The sequence below is a fragment of the Paenibacillus shunpengii genome, assembly GCF_042684905.1.
Taxonomy (GTDB): Bacteria; Bacillota; Bacilli; order Paenibacillales; family Paenibacillaceae; genus Paenibacillus; species Paenibacillus shunpengii.
On the sequence record NZ_JBHUMJ010000004.1, the window covers coordinates 42,836 to 61,395 of the forward strand.

Consider the following 18,560-nt stretch of genomic DNA (forward strand, 5'->3'; position numbering starts at 1 on the left):
CTAATGCTGCAAGCTGTTATTGTGGACGATGAAGAGCTCTCTATTAATCGATTAAAAAGGCTGCTGACGGATCATGAGGAAATAGAGATTTCACGTACTTATTTAAATTCTAAGGATGCCCTTCAATATATAGAAGCAAATCATGTGGACATCGTATTCTTGGATATATCCATGCCTGAATTAAATGGAATGGAGCTATCTAAGTATCTGAAGCATCACCATGAATCTATAGAGGTCGTTTTCGTAACCGGATACGATGATTATGCCGTGCAAGCCTTCGAAATCAATGCGCTTGATTATTTGTTAAAGCCAGTCACGGCACAGCGGGTAGAGATGACTTTAAACAAAATCCGGAAAACCGTTTCAACTAAGGTTCGAGAAAAGACCTTGCCTGCAGAGTCCTTAGAGCTATTCTTGAAGGTTGAAATGTTTGACGGTTTTAAAATATATCAAAGTAGTCATCAAAAAGAATGGGTTAAGATGAGAAGCCCCAAGACGGAAGAATTGTTTGCTTTTTTGCTGCACAAAAGAACAGTCAGCCGAGAAGAAATTATAGATACCTTGTGGAAAAATTTTGAGCCTGAAAAAGCGTGGAAAAATCTGAATTCCACCTTGTACTACATTCGTCAAGCTATTAATGGCTGCTACAAGGGAGCATCCGTTATCCAAGCAACTAGAAATGAGATTCGTATTGATGAAAGGTATTTGTCCTGTGACATATATGAGTTTGATCGTTTAATGAAACAGCAAAGCAATAATCGCATTTTTGAAATTGAGCAAGTAGAGTCAGCCATGAAGCTGTATACCGGAACATTTCTAAAAGGAAAAACATACGAATGGGCGAGCAGCTGGGGGTTAGAGCTTGAGCAGGACTATATAAAAATGCTTGAATACGCCGCCAAATACTATAGACAAACAGACCAAAGCGAGCGTTCTCTATACTTTTATGAGGAAATTATCAAAATAGACGCTTTTCGCGAGGATATTGGCGGAGAATTAATAAAAGTCTACTTAGAGCTGGGGAGGGAGAAGGAAGCGCTCCGTTTTTATCAGAATCTAGAAGATTTATATCGAACAGAACTAGGAACCGAACCGTTAGCCTCTATTAAAAATCTAATCAACTCCATTGTGTATTGATGCAAATAAGGACCTTAAGCGATAAGTCTATTATCCTAGGTCCTTTTTACTTGTTTATTTTTTGTTTATTGCATAAATGTATAATTTAGGAGAATTATGTCGAATTGAGTAATTAGTAATAGAGGGGAAGAAATAAATGAACCGAAAATTTGTGAAAATCGCCGTAAGTACGACACTATCAGTTGGTATTGCGGTATCGGGGACTGGTTACAGTGGGAGTGCCTTGGCCCAAGTAGCAGGCATGGGTTGGAGTACGGATGATAGAGAGACGGTGCTTCACCCGATTGTGGAGGATACTAATAGTCAGACTTTTTTCATCGCATCTCTTTTGTCTGGAAAGGTCTATAATTCTGAAACTACCGGAATTGCTGTAATGGGTACGGACAGCTCTAATGGAACATGGGAGTATTACAATACAGTTACGGGTTATTGGTACAATATTGAGAAAGTAGATGGTGGAATGGCTTATATTCTGCTGTCGAGCTCGGATCAAATTCGTTTTAAGCCAAATCCCAATTGGCATGGTAAAGCGAGTATTGACTATAAGCTGTGGGATACAACGCAAGGTTACAATTCATTTGATAAAAATATCGATACCTCTGGTACTTCTGCATTCAGTGCGGAGCAGGGTTCGACATCCATTAGTGTCACTCCGGTAAACGATGAGCCTTATCTCACGGAGGCAGATGGAGGAGAATATCTTAATCTAAATGGTAACGGAAAGTACGTTGTGCTTCCATCCAGCATCAATTCGATTTACGCCGATTCCTTCACAGTCGAAGGATATCTTAAGGTGGATCAGTTTAATACTTGGATGAGATTTTTCGAATCCTCCAATGGTCCTGGAAGTGACAATATATTTGTAGGTTTTGACAATGGAAAGATGAACTTCTCTGCTTATAACGGTTCGAATGGGCCTGCTATCGGGGCAGTAAACAATATTGCTACGACAGCGATTTTTCCGCAAAATCAATGGGTTCATGTTGCACTGGTATACAGTCAGTACGAGAAGAAAGCGTATATCTATTGGGACGGTGAACTTAAGGCTTCCGGAGCTGCAGATTTAAGCTCGATCGGAGGCAGACTTCGCCATAATCACTGGCTAGGCAAAAGTGGTTGGGGTCAAGATGGTTATTATTACGGCGGAATGAAAGATGTAAGCTTCTGGAGCAAGGCCAAGAGCAGGGAAGAAATCATTAGCGGCATGAATGCTAAATTGACCGGATGGGAGCCGGGTTTAGTTGCTCATTACAAGCTGGATCAAGGAAGTCCTCATGCCATCAGTACGCCTCCAGGAAAAGATGGAACAATAGTGAACGCAACACACAAGCAAGCCGAGGGTTTTGTTGGTGCAGTAACGACAGATATGAATCGCTCTGTAAGAAGAGCGTTTAAGGTAACGGATGTAGACGGTGATTCACTTACAGTCACAGTCTCATCGTCTAATTCTTCCATCGTTCCTAATGAGAATGTGGTTATTGAGGGCACTGGAGAAGAAAGAACGATAATCATAACGCCATTGCCTGACCAATATGGAAGAACAACGCTAACGATTGCTGTTAATGACGGAACGGTTCAAAGAAGTTATGATCTGAACGTTATTATAAACAATACGATTACAGTTACGAATGTCGTACTAAACAAGGACAGTCTTGACTTTATAGTAGGAGGGGACGCAGAGACGCTCGTGGCTTCTGTATCTCCGGAGAACGCTTCAAATAAAGATATCATGTGGACATCGGATAACCACAGTGTTGCTACAGTGGATTCTGACGGAGTTGTGACCCCGGTTGGTCCGGGAACAGCCGTCATTACGGTAACGACAGTGAACGGCTGGCATACAGATACAGCGACAGTCAATGTAGCGGACAAGCCAGGTACACCTGAGAATGTAACGGCCATTCCAGGTGATGGTGAAGCGACGGTTAACTTTACAGCGCCTGCGGACAATGGAGGAAGCCCGATTACGAATTACACGGTAATTGCACAGCCAGGAGGTATTACGGCGAGTGGTACGGGCAGTCCGATTAAAGTAACGGGCTTGGACAACGGAACAGCCTACACCTTCACCGTGGTAGCGACCAACCGTGCCGGAGACTCCTTATCTTCGATGTCATCTGCAAGTGTTACACCAATACCGCCTGCTCCAGGAGCACCAACCTTGCTTGAGCCTGCAGCTGGCAATGGCGAAGTGACCTTGACTTGGAACGGAGTAGACGAGGCAACGGGATATAAAGTGTTCATGAGTGAATCGCCGGATGCGATCGATAACGAAGTAGCTACCGTAACAGATTCAGTCTACAGTCATACCATTACAGGATTAACGAATGGTAAAGCCTATTATTTTGTACTGAAGGCAACGAATACGGGCAGTGATAGTGCTCCATCCTTACCGGTTACTGCAACACCGATGACGGTTCCTGGAGTACCGACAAATATAACAGCCACATCAGGCAATCGTCAGGCGATCATTACCTTTACTCCTCCTGTGGATGATGGAGGCAGCCCGATTACGGGTTATGAGGTTACCGTCATGCCAGGAAACCATAAGGTGTATGGAACAACTAGCCCAATTACAGTGACAGGCTTGGATAACGGGACGAGCTACACCTTTACGGTGACAGCTATTAATGACAAAGGAAGCAGTGAGCACTCGCTTGAATCGGAGCCAGTGACACCGTTAGTACCAGTTGCACCGCCAAGCGAAGACGAAACAAACATCCCAGCTCTGGCTCCAGCTCCAGTACCGGCACCAGCACCACAAAAAGAAGCCGAGATCCTGGTGAACGGCAAGGCAGAGGATATTGGAACGGTATCAACGAGCGAGCAAAATGGTCAAAGCGTAACCAAAGTAGCTTTAGATGATCAGAAACTAAAGGATAAGCTTGCAGGTGAAGATTCAAGTTCAGTCTTATCCATTACCGCTCATAAGGAATCCGATGTACTGATCGGTGAACTAACCGGGCAAACGGTCAAAAATCTGGAGAAGATGGAGACCAAGCTCGAAATCAAGACAGCAAATGCAGCATATATTCTGCCTGCAGATGCAATCCGAGTTGATGAAATTTCGAAGGGGTTTGGAGCCGCAGCACTTCAGGATATTCGAATTGAAGTGAAGGTCGCAGCGACCAATCGTGAAATGCTTAAGGTGATCGAGAATGCAGCGGTAAACGGCAGATTCACTTTGATTACACCTGCTGTTGATTTTTCCGTAAGTGCCACTTATGGTCATCAGACCATTGAAATATCTGAATTTAATCAATTTGTTACTCGGATGATCGCTATTCCGGATGGAGTAGACGTAAGCAAGATCACGACGGGCGTCATCGTTGATGCAGATGGCTCGGTACGTCACGTACCAACCAAAGTCACGCAGATTAACAGTAAGTATTATGCGCTGATTAATAGTTTGACGAGTGGTCATTCCTATTCTGTCATTTGGAATCCTACTGAATTCAGTGATGTAGAAGGTCACTGGGCACAAGCTGCTGTAAATAATATGGGATCAAGAATGGTAGTGGATGGAGTAGGAAGCTCCCTGTTCAATCCTGATCAGAACATCACCCGAGCAGAATTTGCGGCAATTGTTGTTCGCGGATTAGGACTAGGGCGTGATAATCAACCATCATCCTTTACGGATGTAGCTATGTCAGACTGGTATAACAGTGCTGTAATAACAGCAGCGGAATTTGGACTTATACAAGGTTTTGGAGACGGCACCTTCCGTCCGAATGAACATATTACTCGTGAGCAGGCGATGGTCATCATTGCGAAGGCAATGGAGCTGACGGAGCTGCATTCTACACTGCCAGCGGATACTTCTCAGCTTGATACTTTCGTGGATGCACCAGACGCGTCAAATTGGGCAAGTATGAGCATTGCAAAGAGTGTACAAGCAGGCGTAATTAATGGCAGAAGTGAGACGAAGCTTGCTCCAAAAGCCAACATGACGAGAGCTGAAGTTGCAGCGATTGTAGAGCGGCTGCTGCAGAAATCTGAACTAATTTAACTAGCTGTATGTAAAAGAGTTTCTCTTGCTTCAGGTGAGGCCTGTTGCGGAGAACTCTTTTTTTGTATAAAAGAATCAATTTCATCAATCATTAAAAAGGTAGAATTGAAAGAATATATACTCTTGATTGAAGCAGCTAAAGGTATTATGAAATTGATTCAAAAAGGAAACTTTTCACTTTATTGCAGCGTCTATAATATAAATCACATTGTGATTTAATTCTCATACTTCATATTACGAAATTCGAAGAGGAGGCATTACCGTGTCTGATCATCAGCCGATTTATGTTGAAACGTTCATTCATACAGAGATGGAATCGATTTGGAGAGCCACACAAGACCCGGCAAAGCATGAGGAATGGGACCTGCGATTTTCCAGGATTGAGTACATTCCGAAACAGGATGAAGAGGAGAAGCAGCGTTTTCGCTACGTCACAAATATCGGATTCGGGCTTCGAATAGAAGGGGAAGGTGTAACCACGCCAGGGAAGTATCAAGACCAAGAACGTATGTCGGCCCTGCAATTTTCCTCGGATCAGGCAATCTCGCTTATACAGTCCGGTGGAGGATATTGGCGGTATATACAAGAGGATCAGGGGGTCCGGTTTTTAACTCGGTACGATTACAAGACACGATTTTATTTCCTGGGAAAATGGTTTGATCGTATGATATTCAGGCCACTGATGGGCTGGGCGACAGCACTCAGCTTTGATGTTCTTAAGATTTGGCTTGAAAAAGGAATCCCTCCGAAAGTATCTTATCGGCAGCTGCTTATTCATGCGATCGTTACCTTTGGTCTGATGTTTACCTGGATTTATCATGGATTGGTCCCGAAGCTGCTCACACAGGATGCTCAGGAGCTTGCCCTGTTGAAGGGGGTCATCGGTTCGGAGGCGAATGCGGTGCTCTTGCTGCAGGTGGTGGGGATGCTTGAAATTGCTGCTGGGATCTTATGCCTCTTACTTCACAGGGAAAAGGCGCTTTATATATTCAACATTGCAGCCATGCTGCTTCTCGCTATTGGTGCAGCGATCTCAGATATATCCGTCTTCCTTGCACCGTTTAATCCAGCCACTTTAAATATGGCGGTTTGTTTGCTTGCCTGGATCGGCTGTATGACACTCGCACATCTTCCATCAGCAAAGCACTGTATCCGCAAGCAGCCATGAGAGAGGAGAACAAGCGATGGATTCCATCTATCGGACAGCATTAGGAACTGATTTTGAGAAGCTCCATCCCCGAATTCAGAAGCGGTTTGGGTTTAACAGCTCAAGCGGAATCGCTTCAATCGGGACAGGAGTTATGGATTCCGTATGGTACGGGCGAATGTACACTCTTCCTTTTCTTTATATCGGCACCTGGCGAAATATTATGTTTCCTCAGAAGGGGACGAATGTGCCGTTTACGATCGAGAATTATGCTTATCAGGATCAATTTGGACGAGAAACCGTGACTTGGATTCGAACCTACGATTTTGGTAATCAACGCCGCAGATTCGATGCCACCATGATTTACAGCTGTCAGCGGAACAGGGTTGTGGATTACTTAGGTACGCATCAGCACCTGGCAGTGGACATTGACCTGGCTGTGGATGAGGAAGGAGGCTTGAGACTCCGTTCTAGTGAGCAGCGTTTTTATGAAGGGATCATCGGATTCCGCTTTCCCATGCTGTTCTCTGGAACAGCCGATGTGAGGGAGTGGTACGATGATTCAATGGATAAATATCGGATTGATGTGAAGGTTACAAATGATACCTGGGGTCCGTTATTCGGATACAGTGGAAGCTTCGATACTGCCTATATCCCTGTGCTCGAAGACCACATTCCTTCCCATGTGAAGCCAGTTCGTGAGGAAAAGCGGGAATAGCGAATCTCCAAGCAAAAGGATGCGTGAATTCAGCGCATTCTTTTTTTACGGAGAACCTAGAAATACGGTATCGGTTAGTCATGTATACAAATGGTTGATCGGCTAGCAGAAACAATCCGAACTACACCGAATAGCGAAATTAGAGTGTTTATTCACAGATACAAAATAATGGAATTGCAGGAAAGCCCGCCTGGAGCCCATAGTGAAAATGGAGGATGAAACGAGAGGAGAAGGGTGATGGCACGAATCCTGTTTAACCATGTGTACAAAAGATATGGCAAAGATCAGCAGCCCGTCGTACAGGATTTTCATCTGGAAGTAGCGGACAGAGAATTCATCGTGTTTGTTGGACCATCAGGATGCGGCAAATCGACGACGCTTCGGATGCTTGCCGGGCTGGAGGAAATCTCGGAGGGCGAGATCTGGATCGATGACGAAATGGTGAATCAGCTGCCGCCAAAAGACAGAGACATCTCCATGGTGTTCCAGAACTATGCACTGTATCCGAACATGTCTGTATATGAGAATATCGCGTTTGGACTGAGGCTTCGCAAAATGCCAAAGCATGATATTGATTTGGCAGTGAAGAGGGCAGCGAGAATTCTCGAGATAGAATCGTATCTTGACCGCAAGCCGAAGGAGCTGTCCGGCGGGCAGCGCCAGCGTGTAGCCCTTGGCCGGTCAATCGTGCGCAATCCGCAGGTGTTCCTCATGGATGAGCCGTTGTCCAATCTGGATGCCAAGCTCAGAGTTCATATGCGGACAGAAATTATCAAGCTTCATAAACAGCTCGGAGTGACAACTATATATGTAACCCATGATCAGACAGAAGCGATGACGATGGGCAGCCGAATTATTGTACTGAAGGACGGCATTATCCAGCAGGTGGATTCACCGGAGCTGATATACAATGATCCGCAGAATATGTTCGTTGCAGGATTTATCGGTTCGCCACAGATGAATTTTATAGAAGGAAAAATTGTAGAAGCGGACAATCAGCTCGAATTTCAGACGCGAAGGCATCGTCTCGTGATTCCCGAGAGCACTGCTGTTCCCTTGAGGAAGCGAAACCGGGTCGATAAGTACGTGATCCTCGGGATCAGGCCGGAGAATATAAGCATAGAACCCATCATGTTCGAGACCTTTCCAAATGCTGTTTTCCAAGGTACCCATCAGTTCAGTGAACTCATGGGTGCCGATCGCTACTTATATGTCGATATTGGAACTGACAAGGATCTGATTGCCAGGGTGAACCCGAGAGAGCATGTGGAAGAGCTGACAGAGATGCGGCTGGCGATGGATATGAACAAGGCATTATTTTTCGATAAAACGACGGGCGAAAGGTTCAGCTGATATACAGGAAAAGAGAGGTGCAATATGAAGCATATCCGCTATATTTTCCTTATTCTTCTGCTTGGAGTCATGCTGTTTGCGGGCACCTTTCCGTACGCAAGCTCTTCTGTCACTCGGCCTGCCTCTGCTGCGGATGCCTTGCAAGGTTCGGAGGAAGAGGGAGATCCTCCTGTCAATTCCACAATTGAAAGCGCATTCGAACCCTATTATGTGGACGTTGCTCGTACATGGGAGGAAGAAGGAGCTCGGCCTGCTCGTGAGTCCATTCTTGTACCCGGCACACGTCTCTCAGGCCAATCCGAAGGGGCTAGTGTAACTACAGGCTCTTACGCTGGCAAGGAGGAGGTGCTGATCTGGAACAATAACCGGACAGAATGGATCGAGTATGAGATTGAAGTTCCTGCCGAAGGAATGTATGAAATGGTGCTGTCTTATCACGCCTTGATTGATGAGGACGCTGTTTATCAGAGCTACCGGCCGACAACGATGGCTGTATCCTTTGACGGTGAATATGTGTTCAATGAGGCAAGGGCGATTGAGTTTGCAAGAATGTTCAGGGATGAGCTCCCTTTCAAGAAGGATGAGAAGGGAAATCATATCAGACCAAGACCAATTGAACAGAATCAGTGGATGAGACAGTCATTTCAGGATGCGGAGGGTACCAGTTCTCTGCCGCTGAAGTGGAAGCTGACCGAAGGCAAACACACGCTGCGTCTTCAATCCTTTGCGCCTATCGTTATCGATCAGATTGAGCTTGTCCCGCCGACAACCATACCTTCTTATGAGGAGTTCCAGACGACCCTGCCGGAGAACAACGGGAATGCGAGCGGAAGCGAGGTCATCGTCATCGAGGCCGAGCATATGCAGGCCAAAAATGATGTAGCCATTCAAGTGATGACAGATCAGGACCCGCTTATGTCACCGGATGCCGACAATAAGCTGATTTTTAATGCGATTGGCGGAACACGCTGGCAGAATGGCGGCGGCGCAATAACCTGGAGCTTCACGGTACCGGACAGTGGACGGTATAACCTCGGGATCAGAGCCTATCAAGGCTACCAATCGAGCAAAAAGGTGTATCGCAAGATCATGATTGACGGGAAGGTGCCCTTCGAAGAACTGCTGGCGTACCCGATCTCTTATTCTACAAGCTGGCAGGGGCTCGTGATTGGTCAATCAGTGGAAGAGCCTTACGAAATATACCTTGAAAAAGGGGAGCATACCCTCACTCTGGCTGCTACCTATGCTCCTTACAGCCCGGTGCTTAATGAGCAGGAACAAGTACTCGCACGGATTAGGGACTTATCGGAAAATATCAACACGATTACCGGAGGAGTAGAAGATACAGCTCGAACGTGGAGGATCAAAGAGAATTTTCCGGAGCTCATTACAAGGACAGAGGAGATTAAACAGCGCCTGGAACGTATGGAGACCATGCTGCTTGAAGTGAATGGCGAAGCCGATGCAAATTTACAATCCTTGGCTACAGCCATAACCGATATAGAGGATATTCTTCGTTATCCAAATGACCTACCTTACAAGCTGGAGGATCTCAGCCTCATATCTTCCCGGGTTGCCTCCATCACATCGAGCCTTACGGCTGCACCCATGGCACTCGACAAGTTATATATTGCGCCGGCAGGCACAGCGTTTCCGAGAATGGAAGCGAATTGGGGAGAGAAGACGTTAAGAAATGTCTCTTCATTCTTTCATTCCTTTAGTTCAGACAACAGGCTGTCGTCCAGTGAGGAAGAGGTGCTGAATATATGGGTCAACTATGGTCGTGACTATGTCAATCTGATACAGGAGATGGCGGATCAATATTTTACTCCGGAGACCGGCATTGAAGTTCAAGTGGATCTTCTTCCAGATGAAAATCTACTGGTGATGGCGAATGCGGCCGGTAAATCTCCGGATATTGCGCTGGGGATGACGGAAGGAAGGCCGATCGAATTGGCCATTCGCGGGGCAGTAGAGGACTTGTCGGATTATCCGGGGTTTGATGACTTATTCGAGCAGTACTCACCGGGCTCTACACTGCCCTACTATTTTGCTGACGGCTATTATGCACTCCCCGAAACCCAGCGGTTTCAGGTGCTCTATTATCGCAAGGATATTCTACAGAAGCTGGGGCTTGGCGTGCCCGATACATGGGAAGAAGTGATCGAGATGCTGCCAACCTTGCAGCAAAATGGATATAACTTTCACATTCCGTATAACGATTATATGACCTTCCTATATCAGTATGGTGCTGAGTTTTATACGGCGGATGGAATGAAGACAGCACTTGATTCACCGGAGGCGTTTACCGGCTTCAAGCTCATGACCGACCTGTTTACCGTCTATGGTATTGAGCAGCAAGTCCCAAGCTTCTACCAGCATTTCCGCGATGGAGATATGCCGATCGGGATCGCTGATTTCAACTTTTATTTGCAGATGCGTGTAGCGGCACCGGAGCTGGATGGCTGGTGGGGAATGGCGCCGCTGCCGGGAACAGAGAGTGAGCATGGAGAAGTAGAGCGCTGGACAGGTGGTAATCAGACCGCGGCAGCGATCTTCTCAAACAGCCATCTTAAAGAGGAAGCCTGGCAGTTTCTACAGTGGTGGCTGTCGAGTGAGACGCAGCAGCGATTCGGGAATGATCTGGAAGGATTCTACGGAGTAGCGTTTCGCTGGAATACAGCGAATCTTGAAGCCTTTACAGGACTGCCTTGGAACGAGGAGGAGCTTGCGGTCATGCTGGAGCAGTGGCGCTGGTACAAGGATATGGCTAACATACCAGGCTCCTATTTTATCCCGCGTGAAGTCATGAATGCTTGGAACCGAACCGTGCTGAGCGGACAAAATTACCGCGATGCGCTTGAAGAGGGCATTCTCGGCATGGATCGTGAGATTTGGCGTAAAGCACGGGAATTTGATTATATCGATGAGCAAGGCAGCATTGTCGATACTTACGATCCACCGCAGGTGACAGAGCCTTGGAAGGGAGTGGATAGGTATGTCAACCCATGAGGCAGAGCTCTCTAAGTCAGTAACACCGCCAGCGAAACAGCAAAAAACCAGCCGCAAGCGTATTGCAGGGCTTTTCAGAGAGATATGGAAATATCGGCTTTCTTACCTATTCATTTCTCCCTTTGTCATTGCCTTTATACTCTTTATTCTGCTGCCTGTGCTGGCTGCGTTTGGGCTTAGCTTCACAGATTTCAACACCATCCAATTCCCGAAGTTTATCGGCTGGGATAACTACGAATATATTTTTTCACAGGATACCTTATTTCTGAAGCACGCATTTCCGAACACGATCAAATTTGCGGTGCTGGTCGGACCAGGCGGCTTGATTCTATCCTTTATTCTCGCCTGGCTGATCGCTCAGATTCCAGACAAGATTCGGCTGTGGTTCGTGCTGGCGATCTATGCTCCCTCGTTAACCGGAGGCGTGGTGATGCAGATCATATGGCAGCCGCTGCTGTCCGGAGATCGCATCGGCTACTTGAACAGCTTCTTACTTAAGCTCGGCATCATTGATGAACCGCAGCTATGGGTGCTTGATCCGGCCTACCTGATGAATTCCATGATTATCGTCACCTTGTGGTCCAGTATGGGCGTAGGCTTCCTCGCGATGCTGGCCGGGATTCTGAACGTCGATGAGACGCTCTATGAGGCCGGGCGGCTTGACGGAATCAAGAGCAGATTGCAGGAAATCTGGTATATTACGATTCCTTACATGCGGCCGCAAATGCTGTTTGCTTCCGTCATGGCGATTGTATCTGCGTTCAAGGCGGGGGCCATTGGTGAACAGCTGTCGCAGACCAAGCCGACGCCTGAATATGCAGGGCATACCCTCGTCAATCACATTGATGATTATGGGCTGGTCCGGTTTGAGATGGGCTATGCAGCAGCCCTGTCCGTTGTTCTGCTCATTACAATCTATATATTCAACAGGCTCAGCTGGAGATTGTTTGGTACGAAGGGGGAATGAATATGGACCATGCCGCAAAGGATGGATCTCAGAATTCAGCTAAACGGCCTGTCATGAACCGCAAATCCTGGCTTCGGCGTATGGACAGGACGCAGCTGATCTTGACGCTTCTGCTCGGTATATTCGCTGTGTTGATGCTGGTACCGATTATTTACATCATAAACCATGCGCTTAAGCCGTACTCGGAGCTGTTTATTTTCCCTCCGAATATTTTTGTCCGGCAGCCGACCTTGAGTAACTTTACCGAGCTGTTCGTGATGACCCGGGATGCCGTCATTCCTGCTTCGCGATATTTGTTTAACAGCATCGTTGTGGGTGTCATCGGAACAGGCAGCGTCGTTATTGTAAGCGCTCTCTGCGCTTATCCGCTCTCAAAGCACAAATTTCCGGGCCACAAGCTGTTGTTCTCCATTATCGTTGTGTCCCTGATGTTTGTGCAGGAGGCCATTAATATTCCCAGATATGTGGTTGTCGCAAATCTCGGTATTATGAATACGTATTGGGCACACATTCTGCCTCATATTGCGAGCACCGTAGGTGTTTTTCTGATGAAGCAGTTTATGGATCAGGTTCCGAATGAACTGATTGAAGCAGGTAAAATGGACGGCGCAAGGGAGTTCACAATCTTCGCAAGGATCATTATTCCGATTACACTTCCAGCCTGTGCCACCGTTGCCATCCTCTCCTTCCAGTCCATCTGGAGTGATGTATCTACATCAACGCTGTTCATGCAGGACGATGCGATGAAGACATTTCCGTTCTTTCTGTCGACGCTTACCCAGAACCTTGCCAACTCGGTTGCCAGACAGACGGCAGCGGCAGCAGCTGCACTCATCATGTTCTTGCCTACACTGATTATGTTTCTATTTTTCCAGCGCAAGGTGATTGCCACGATGTCGCACTCCGGCATCAAGTAGCGAAGGAAAGGAGGATCGGTATGAAGTTTAACTGTGGACTACGTGTATGGCTGTCTGTCGTTACTGTGGCACTGATTCTGGCTGCGATGCAGCTTCCGCATACAGCATGGGCCGACGTAACCTATGGAACTTTTACAAAAGACAGCTATGGACATCAGATGGATACCCAGCCGGCATACACCCCTTTCAAAATGATAGGCAAGGATCTCGCGGCACCCGATCCAGACCATCCGGGACAATACGTGGCTTCACCGATGCAGAAGCCTTCGGATGTCTATATCAGTGCGTCTGATGAAATTTATGTGGCAGATACGGGTAACAATCGGATCGTGAAATTTGATAAAGACGGAAATTTTCAAAGGTATTATGAGCTGGCAGAGAATCCGCTGAATGCGCCTCAAGGTGTATTTGTAGATGACAAGGGGGATCTTCTCATCGCGGATACGGGCAATAAACGCGTTGTTCGATTGTCATCTTCAGGCGAGCTGCTGAAGGAATATAAGCGTCCTGAATCCGGCAATGTACCGGAGGAGCTGAAATTTGATCCCATCAAGGTGGCAGCAGACAAGCGAGGATACATTTATATTGTCACGATGGGCGGCTATTACGGGCTGGTGCAGCTTCACCCGGATGGGGAATTTCAAAGATTTTATGGAGCCAATTCAGCTCCTTTTTCCTTCATAGATTCCTTAAAAAGAGCTCTTTACACACGGGAAATGTATGAAAATGAAACAAGCAAAATTCCTCCAGCTGTGAACAATCTTGCGATTGATGACGGAGGGTTCATCTATACCGTAACGAACGGTGCTGCGGTTGAAGCCGAGCAGATTAAGAAGCTGAATTTTCAGGGTGAGAATATTCTTGCCCAGTACAATAAATTCGGGACAGCGAAGCAGAGCTTCGGGGAGTATAACTGGTATGACATACGTTATGTTGGCGGTATTACAACCCCTCCCCAGCTTGTCGATGTGGCAGTCGATCCGGAGGGGAATTTTACAGTCATTGATTCCTATTACACCTATTTGAGCCAGTATGATGCGAATGGGAATCTGCTCTTTTACTTCGGCGGACCTTCATCCGCTGCTTCTTCCCAGCTTGGATTAATTAAGACTCCTGTGGCGATTGATATGAATTCCAAAGGTGAAATATATGTGCTCGACAGTCAGGAAAGCATGCTGCAAGCCTATCGTCTGTCAGAGTTCGGGGCAATGGTGCATGAGGCAAACCGCTTAACCCAGGAGGGCAGATATCTGGATAGTGAAGAGCCCTGGAAGGAAGTCCTGCGTCTGAATGAACAGTATTTGCCGGCCATTCTAGGTTTGGCTCAGGTGGCGTACAAGAAGGGTGACTACGAGGAGGCCGCGAGGCTGTTCAAAGCCGCGGGTAACGACACAGGGTATTCAGAGTCCTTCTGGCAGATCCGGCTGCAGTGGTTCCATGCCCGATTCTCCTTCTTTGCTACGCTGCTCGTCGTTGCAGCGGTTCTCATGTTCCTTGTCAATCGACTGGCTAGAGGAAGAACACCTCGGATGATCGAAGGCTTCTCAGACCGAATGGCTACCAGGTATGTGCTGTTCTCACAACTAAAACAGGCTTTTGTCATTCTAAGACATCCCATCGACGGGTTTACGGCTTTGAGGTTTGAGAATAAAGGCGGGTATGTAAGTGCGTGTATTCTGCTGGTACTGACGGGCGGTGCGCTCCTATTGTCTGAACAGATGACGAGCTTTGCGTTTAATCCGGTTCCGCCGTCTTCGATTACAGTAACCTCGGTGCTGCTTCCGTTCCTGGGGCTGTGGTGCGGCTGGGTAGTAAGCAATTATCTGATCAGCTCCATCTACAGGGGAGAAGGGCGCTTCAAGGATGTATTTGTCGGCAGTGCCTATGCACTCACCCCATTTATTCTCATTGGTGTACCGCTGGCTGCCTTATCCAATGTCATGACACACGCAGAAGGTGCAATCTACGATTATCTTCGGCTGGGTATGTACGTCTGGCTCGTATTTCTGTTCATCTGGATGGTACAGTCCTTGCATAATTACACCGTAGGGGAAACCTTGCTGAATATAATGATGAGCCTATTTGCGCTAATTGTGCTTGCAGTCTTGATCTTTCTTGTCATTGGTCTTACGAACGAGCTGCTTATATTTGTTCACGAAGTCTATCAGGAGGTGCTGTTAAGATGAGGCTAGCCAAATACAGAAAAGCCGTGCTCTTCATTCTTCTCGCCTTCGTTATCATCTTGGGAGCCAGCAGGCTTGAAGTGAAATTCAGAGGAGAACACATGGTCCCGGCAGCTCAGCAAGGGACATCTGGTGGTGCGGAGCAGCAAGAGGCTTCCCTCCCGGTAGAGGCTGACTTTAGAGCAGCGGCCGAAACCGAGTCATTGATTCTGAAGCTGGATGAGTCGACAGGACACTTCATCATTGAGGATAAACGCAGCGGCAGCATTTGGAGATCCTATCCGGATCCGCAAGACTTTGAGCATGAGACGATCGGCGGGATCTGGAAGACACATCTGGTCTCGCCTCTTATGTTCCAATACACCGATTTCACCGTGTATAACACGCAGCCCCGCGAGAGTAATTTCATGACCTTAGGCGGTACAATTGAAGACATCAAGGAAATCGACGGTGGCATTCAGTGGACTTATGATATGCCCGCGCTGGAATTGAGCGTGCCTGTGCAAATTCGGATACAGGATGATTACGCCGAGACCAAGATCGTGGATCAAGGCTTGAAGGAAGGCAAGTACAGCTTGATCTGGCTGAGGCTGTTCCCATTCATGGCTGCTGAGCACTCCACCGATCGGGAAGGTTATCTGTTCGTTCCGGATGGATCGGGCACCCTGATCGCTTATGATGATCACAGACTGAATACAAACCTTGGCTATCAGGAAAGTGTATACGGCAAAGATCCTTCTTTTATGAGCCGGCTTGGCTTCAGTTCCCGATATCCAGCCCAGATGCCTGTATTCGGGATTCATTCGGGAGGCAAGGGACTGCTTGCTGTAATTGAAGATGGAGCCGAGTACAGCGATATTTTTGCCGCACCTTCCGGCATGCTGAGCAGCTATAACTGGATTACGGCGCAGCAGACCTATCGAGCCACGTTTGAGCAGATTACGAACCGGAGTAAAGGAACGAGCTTTACGACCTACAACAAGGATGAGCGTTTCGGCACCGATCGGACTGTACGATACTATTTCTTAAACAGTGGCAAGTCCGATTATGTAGGTATGGCGGAGCGATACCGCAAGTACTTGATGGAAGAGAAAGGGCTTCAGAAACAGAGTGAATCCTCATCCGGTGATATCCCGCTTCATCTTACAATTCTTGGCGGCGATTCGGAAGATGGGATGCTCGGCAGCCGTTATATTGAGGCGACGACAACGGAACAGGCTGCACATATTTTGTCCGATCTCTGGAACCGGGGAATCGGTCCGATGTCCGTCACTTATTTGGGCTGGCAGAAAGGCGGTTATGCACAGTATGGCGGATATTTGGGCGTCGAACAGGCACTGGGCGGAGAGCAGGGGATGAAGGATTTTATCCAGCACGCCCACTCGCTGGGTATCCCGGTCATGCTGGGAGTCAATTATGAGTTCAATAATACCGGCAACGGCGGATTTCGTGAGCAGTATCATGCGGTTAGAAACATGGCAGGGACGATGCAGGAAGCCCGACTCCGCGGTGATGAGGTCTATTTGGCCAGCAGCCGTTTTATTCAAAAGGTTCTTCATAAGGAGCTGGGCTCTTATGCTGAGCTTGGAGCAGATGGGCTGTCTCTTCTCGTCACAGGCAGTCGACTAGCCAGTGACTACAACACGAGGGTGGGAGCCACCCGTACGGAAGCCATTTCTATACAGCAGCAGCTCCTTCAGCAAGTGAAGGACACACTGGGGAATGTATGGATTGAAAGTCCGAATTTCTATATGTTGAGCGGTGCCGATCACGTCAATGCGCTTCCAGACGATTATTCCTATGATCTGTTCTCCCAGGAGGCCGTTCCTTTTGCACAAATCGCGCTGCATGGACTGATTACCTATACGTCAGGATATGAGAATGACAGGCAGCAATATAAGCACGATTTTTTGCGGGATATGGAATACGGTGCGCTTCCTTCATTTTTATTCACAGCAGTGCCGGCCGAAAGATTAAGTGAAGCTCACGGTCTCCAGCTCAAGAGCTCCCATTATGCAAGCTGGGCGGATTCCGCCGCTTCGGAGTACAGGAGGTATAATGACGCGCTCTCAGGTGTTCAGCATCAGTTTATTGTTGACCACCGCGAGCTGGCTGAAGGTGTAAAGGCAACCACTTATGAAGACGGAACGATGATTATCGTCAATTACACGGAATCGGCATTTGTATATAACGGTGAGGAGGTTGCCGGGCTGGATTTCAAGGTGTTGAAGGGGGATGGAGTGTAGATGAAACGCAAGAAACGGCGTCTTAGTGCAAGAGCTCATCGAAAGCTGTGGGGCTCCATCTTCATATCCAACTGGGTCATCGGTTTCTTGATCTTTATGGCTTTTCCGCTTGTGTATTCTCTGTACATGAGTTTTCATCATTTGGAGATTCTAGCAAGCGGACTCAAGGTGGAGTACAGGGGACTAGCACATTACAAGACGATATTGTTCGAGAACGGCAGATATTTGTACGAAGGGCTGATTCCATTTCTGCGGGAAGCACTGCTCATGATTCCGGTTATTGTCATCTTTGCCCTGCTGATCGCGATTATGCTTAATCAGAAATTTGCGGGGCGCACCGCATTTCGCGTAATCTTCTTTCTTCCTGTCATCTTTACGACCGGGCAGGTGATTGAAGAATTCATGGCGCAGGGCGAGGGAGATATCGAATTCTTATCCAGATACAATATTTCTTCCTTCGTGACGGAGCTGCTTCCGGGCAGCTGGGCTGCACCGATCATTTCGGTGCTGGGATCTTTTGTACTCGTGCTGTGGTATTCCGGAGTTCAAATCTTGATCTTTCTTGCGGGTAGACAAACGATCTCGCACTCGATCTACGAGGCAGCCCGGATGGATGGAGCAACTCCTTGGGAGACGTTCTGGAAAATAACGCTGCCAGAGATGGTCCCCTTCATCCTGTTAAATACCATTTACACGGTGGTCGATTTGTTTACTTTTCCGACGAATCCTGTGATCGACATGGTCAATACAGCAGATTATGGTCTATCGAGTGCTCTAGCTTGGATCTATTTCAGCATCATTCTCGTTTTTTTGGGTATTATTTTCTTCCTGTTCTCGAGAATTTCACGCAGGACCCATGCTTACCGCTAAA

General features: G+C 47.4%; 11 protein-coding genes. All 11 read left to right on the plus strand.

Annotated features, from left to right (window positions below):
* Positions 1–21: 21 nt before the first annotated feature.
* Positions 22–1,137, plus strand: coding sequence for a response regulator (locus ACFSVM_RS16600; RefSeq protein WP_379263487.1), 1,116 nt, complete (start codon positions 22–24; stop codon positions 1,135–1,137).
* A 136-nt stretch (positions 1,138–1,273) separates the two neighbouring features.
* The gene (locus ACFSVM_RS16605; RefSeq protein WP_379263489.1) at positions 1,274–5,146 is read left to right on the plus strand and encodes an S-layer homology domain-containing protein; all 3,873 of its coding nucleotides are present in this window, start codon (positions 1,274–1,276) and stop codon (positions 5,144–5,146) included.
* 262 nt (positions 5,147–5,408) lie between these two features.
* A complete protein-coding gene (locus ACFSVM_RS16610; RefSeq protein WP_379263491.1) occupies positions 5,409–6,314 on the plus strand; it encodes a DoxX-like family protein in 906 nt (301 codons plus the stop codon).
* A 16-nt stretch (positions 6,315–6,330) separates the two neighbouring features.
* Complete coding sequence (locus ACFSVM_RS16615; protein ID WP_090725216.1) at positions 6,331–7,011, plus strand: DUF4166 domain-containing protein; 681 nt, start codon at positions 6,331–6,333, stop codon at positions 7,009–7,011.
* 237 nt (positions 7,012–7,248) lie between these two features.
* A complete protein-coding gene (locus tag ACFSVM_RS16620) occupies positions 7,249–8,364 on the plus strand; it encodes an ABC transporter ATP-binding protein (RefSeq protein WP_379263494.1) in 1,116 nt (371 codons plus the stop codon).
* 24 nt (positions 8,365–8,388) lie between these two features.
* Positions 8,389–11,376: an extracellular solute-binding protein gene (locus ACFSVM_RS16625; protein WP_379263496.1), complete on the plus strand. Its 2,988-nt coding sequence runs from the start codon at positions 8,389–8,391 to the stop codon at positions 11,374–11,376.
* Positions 11,363–12,343, plus strand: coding sequence for a carbohydrate ABC transporter permease (locus ACFSVM_RS16630; RefSeq protein WP_090725220.1), 981 nt, complete (start codon positions 11,363–11,365; stop codon positions 12,341–12,343). The genes ACFSVM_RS16625 and ACFSVM_RS16630 overlap by 14 nt, the downstream gene beginning before the upstream one ends.
* 2 nt (positions 12,344–12,345) lie before the next feature.
* Positions 12,346–13,260, plus strand: coding sequence for a carbohydrate ABC transporter permease (locus tag ACFSVM_RS16635; RefSeq protein WP_076313362.1), 915 nt, complete (start codon positions 12,346–12,348; stop codon positions 13,258–13,260).
* Between the two features lie 20 nt (positions 13,261–13,280).
* On the plus strand, positions 13,281–15,446 hold the full coding sequence (locus tag ACFSVM_RS16640) for a YIP1 family protein (RefSeq protein ID WP_379263499.1): 2,166 nt from the start codon (positions 13,281–13,283) through the stop codon (positions 15,444–15,446).
* The gene (locus ACFSVM_RS16645; protein WP_379263501.1) at positions 15,443–17,689 is read left to right on the plus strand and encodes a DUF5696 domain-containing protein; all 2,247 of its coding nucleotides are present in this window, start codon (positions 15,443–15,445) and stop codon (positions 17,687–17,689) included. Before ACFSVM_RS16640 ends, ACFSVM_RS16645 begins: the two co-directional genes overlap by 4 nt.
* Positions 17,690–18,559 (plus strand): carbohydrate ABC transporter permease, encoded by an 870-nt coding sequence (locus ACFSVM_RS16650; RefSeq protein ID WP_076313359.1) that lies wholly within the window; start codon positions 17,690–17,692, stop codon positions 18,557–18,559.
* The last annotated feature ends 1 nt before the right edge of the window (position 18,560 follow it).

Excerpts from the sequence above, each read along its gene's own strand:
- ACFSVM_RS16605 (WP_379263489.1), top strand. The coding sequence starts at position 1,274 with ATGAACCGAAAATTTGTGAAAATCGCCGTAAGTACGACACTATCAGTT.
- ACFSVM_RS16615 (WP_090725216.1), top strand. The coding sequence starts at position 6,331 with ATGGATTCCATCTATCGGACAGCATTAGGAACTGATTTTGAGAAGCTC.
- ACFSVM_RS16620 (WP_379263494.1), top strand. The coding sequence starts at position 7,249 with ATGGCACGAATCCTGTTTAACCATGTGTACAAAAGATATGGCAAAGAT.
- ACFSVM_RS16625 (WP_379263496.1), top strand. The coding sequence starts at position 8,389 with ATGAAGCATATCCGCTATATTTTCCTTATTCTTCTGCTTGGAGTCATG.
- ACFSVM_RS16630 (WP_090725220.1), top strand. The coding sequence starts at position 11,363 with ATGTCAACCCATGAGGCAGAGCTCTCTAAGTCAGTAACACCGCCAGCG.
- ACFSVM_RS16635 (WP_076313362.1), top strand. The coding sequence starts at position 12,346 with ATGGACCATGCCGCAAAGGATGGATCTCAGAATTCAGCTAAACGGCCT.
- ACFSVM_RS16640 (WP_379263499.1), top strand. The coding sequence starts at position 13,281 with ATGAAGTTTAACTGTGGACTACGTGTATGGCTGTCTGTCGTTACTGTG.
- ACFSVM_RS16645 (WP_379263501.1), top strand. The coding sequence starts at position 15,443 with ATGAGGCTAGCCAAATACAGAAAAGCCGTGCTCTTCATTCTTCTCGCC.
- ACFSVM_RS16650 (WP_076313359.1), top strand. The coding sequence starts at position 17,690 with ATGAAACGCAAGAAACGGCGTCTTAGTGCAAGAGCTCATCGAAAGCTG.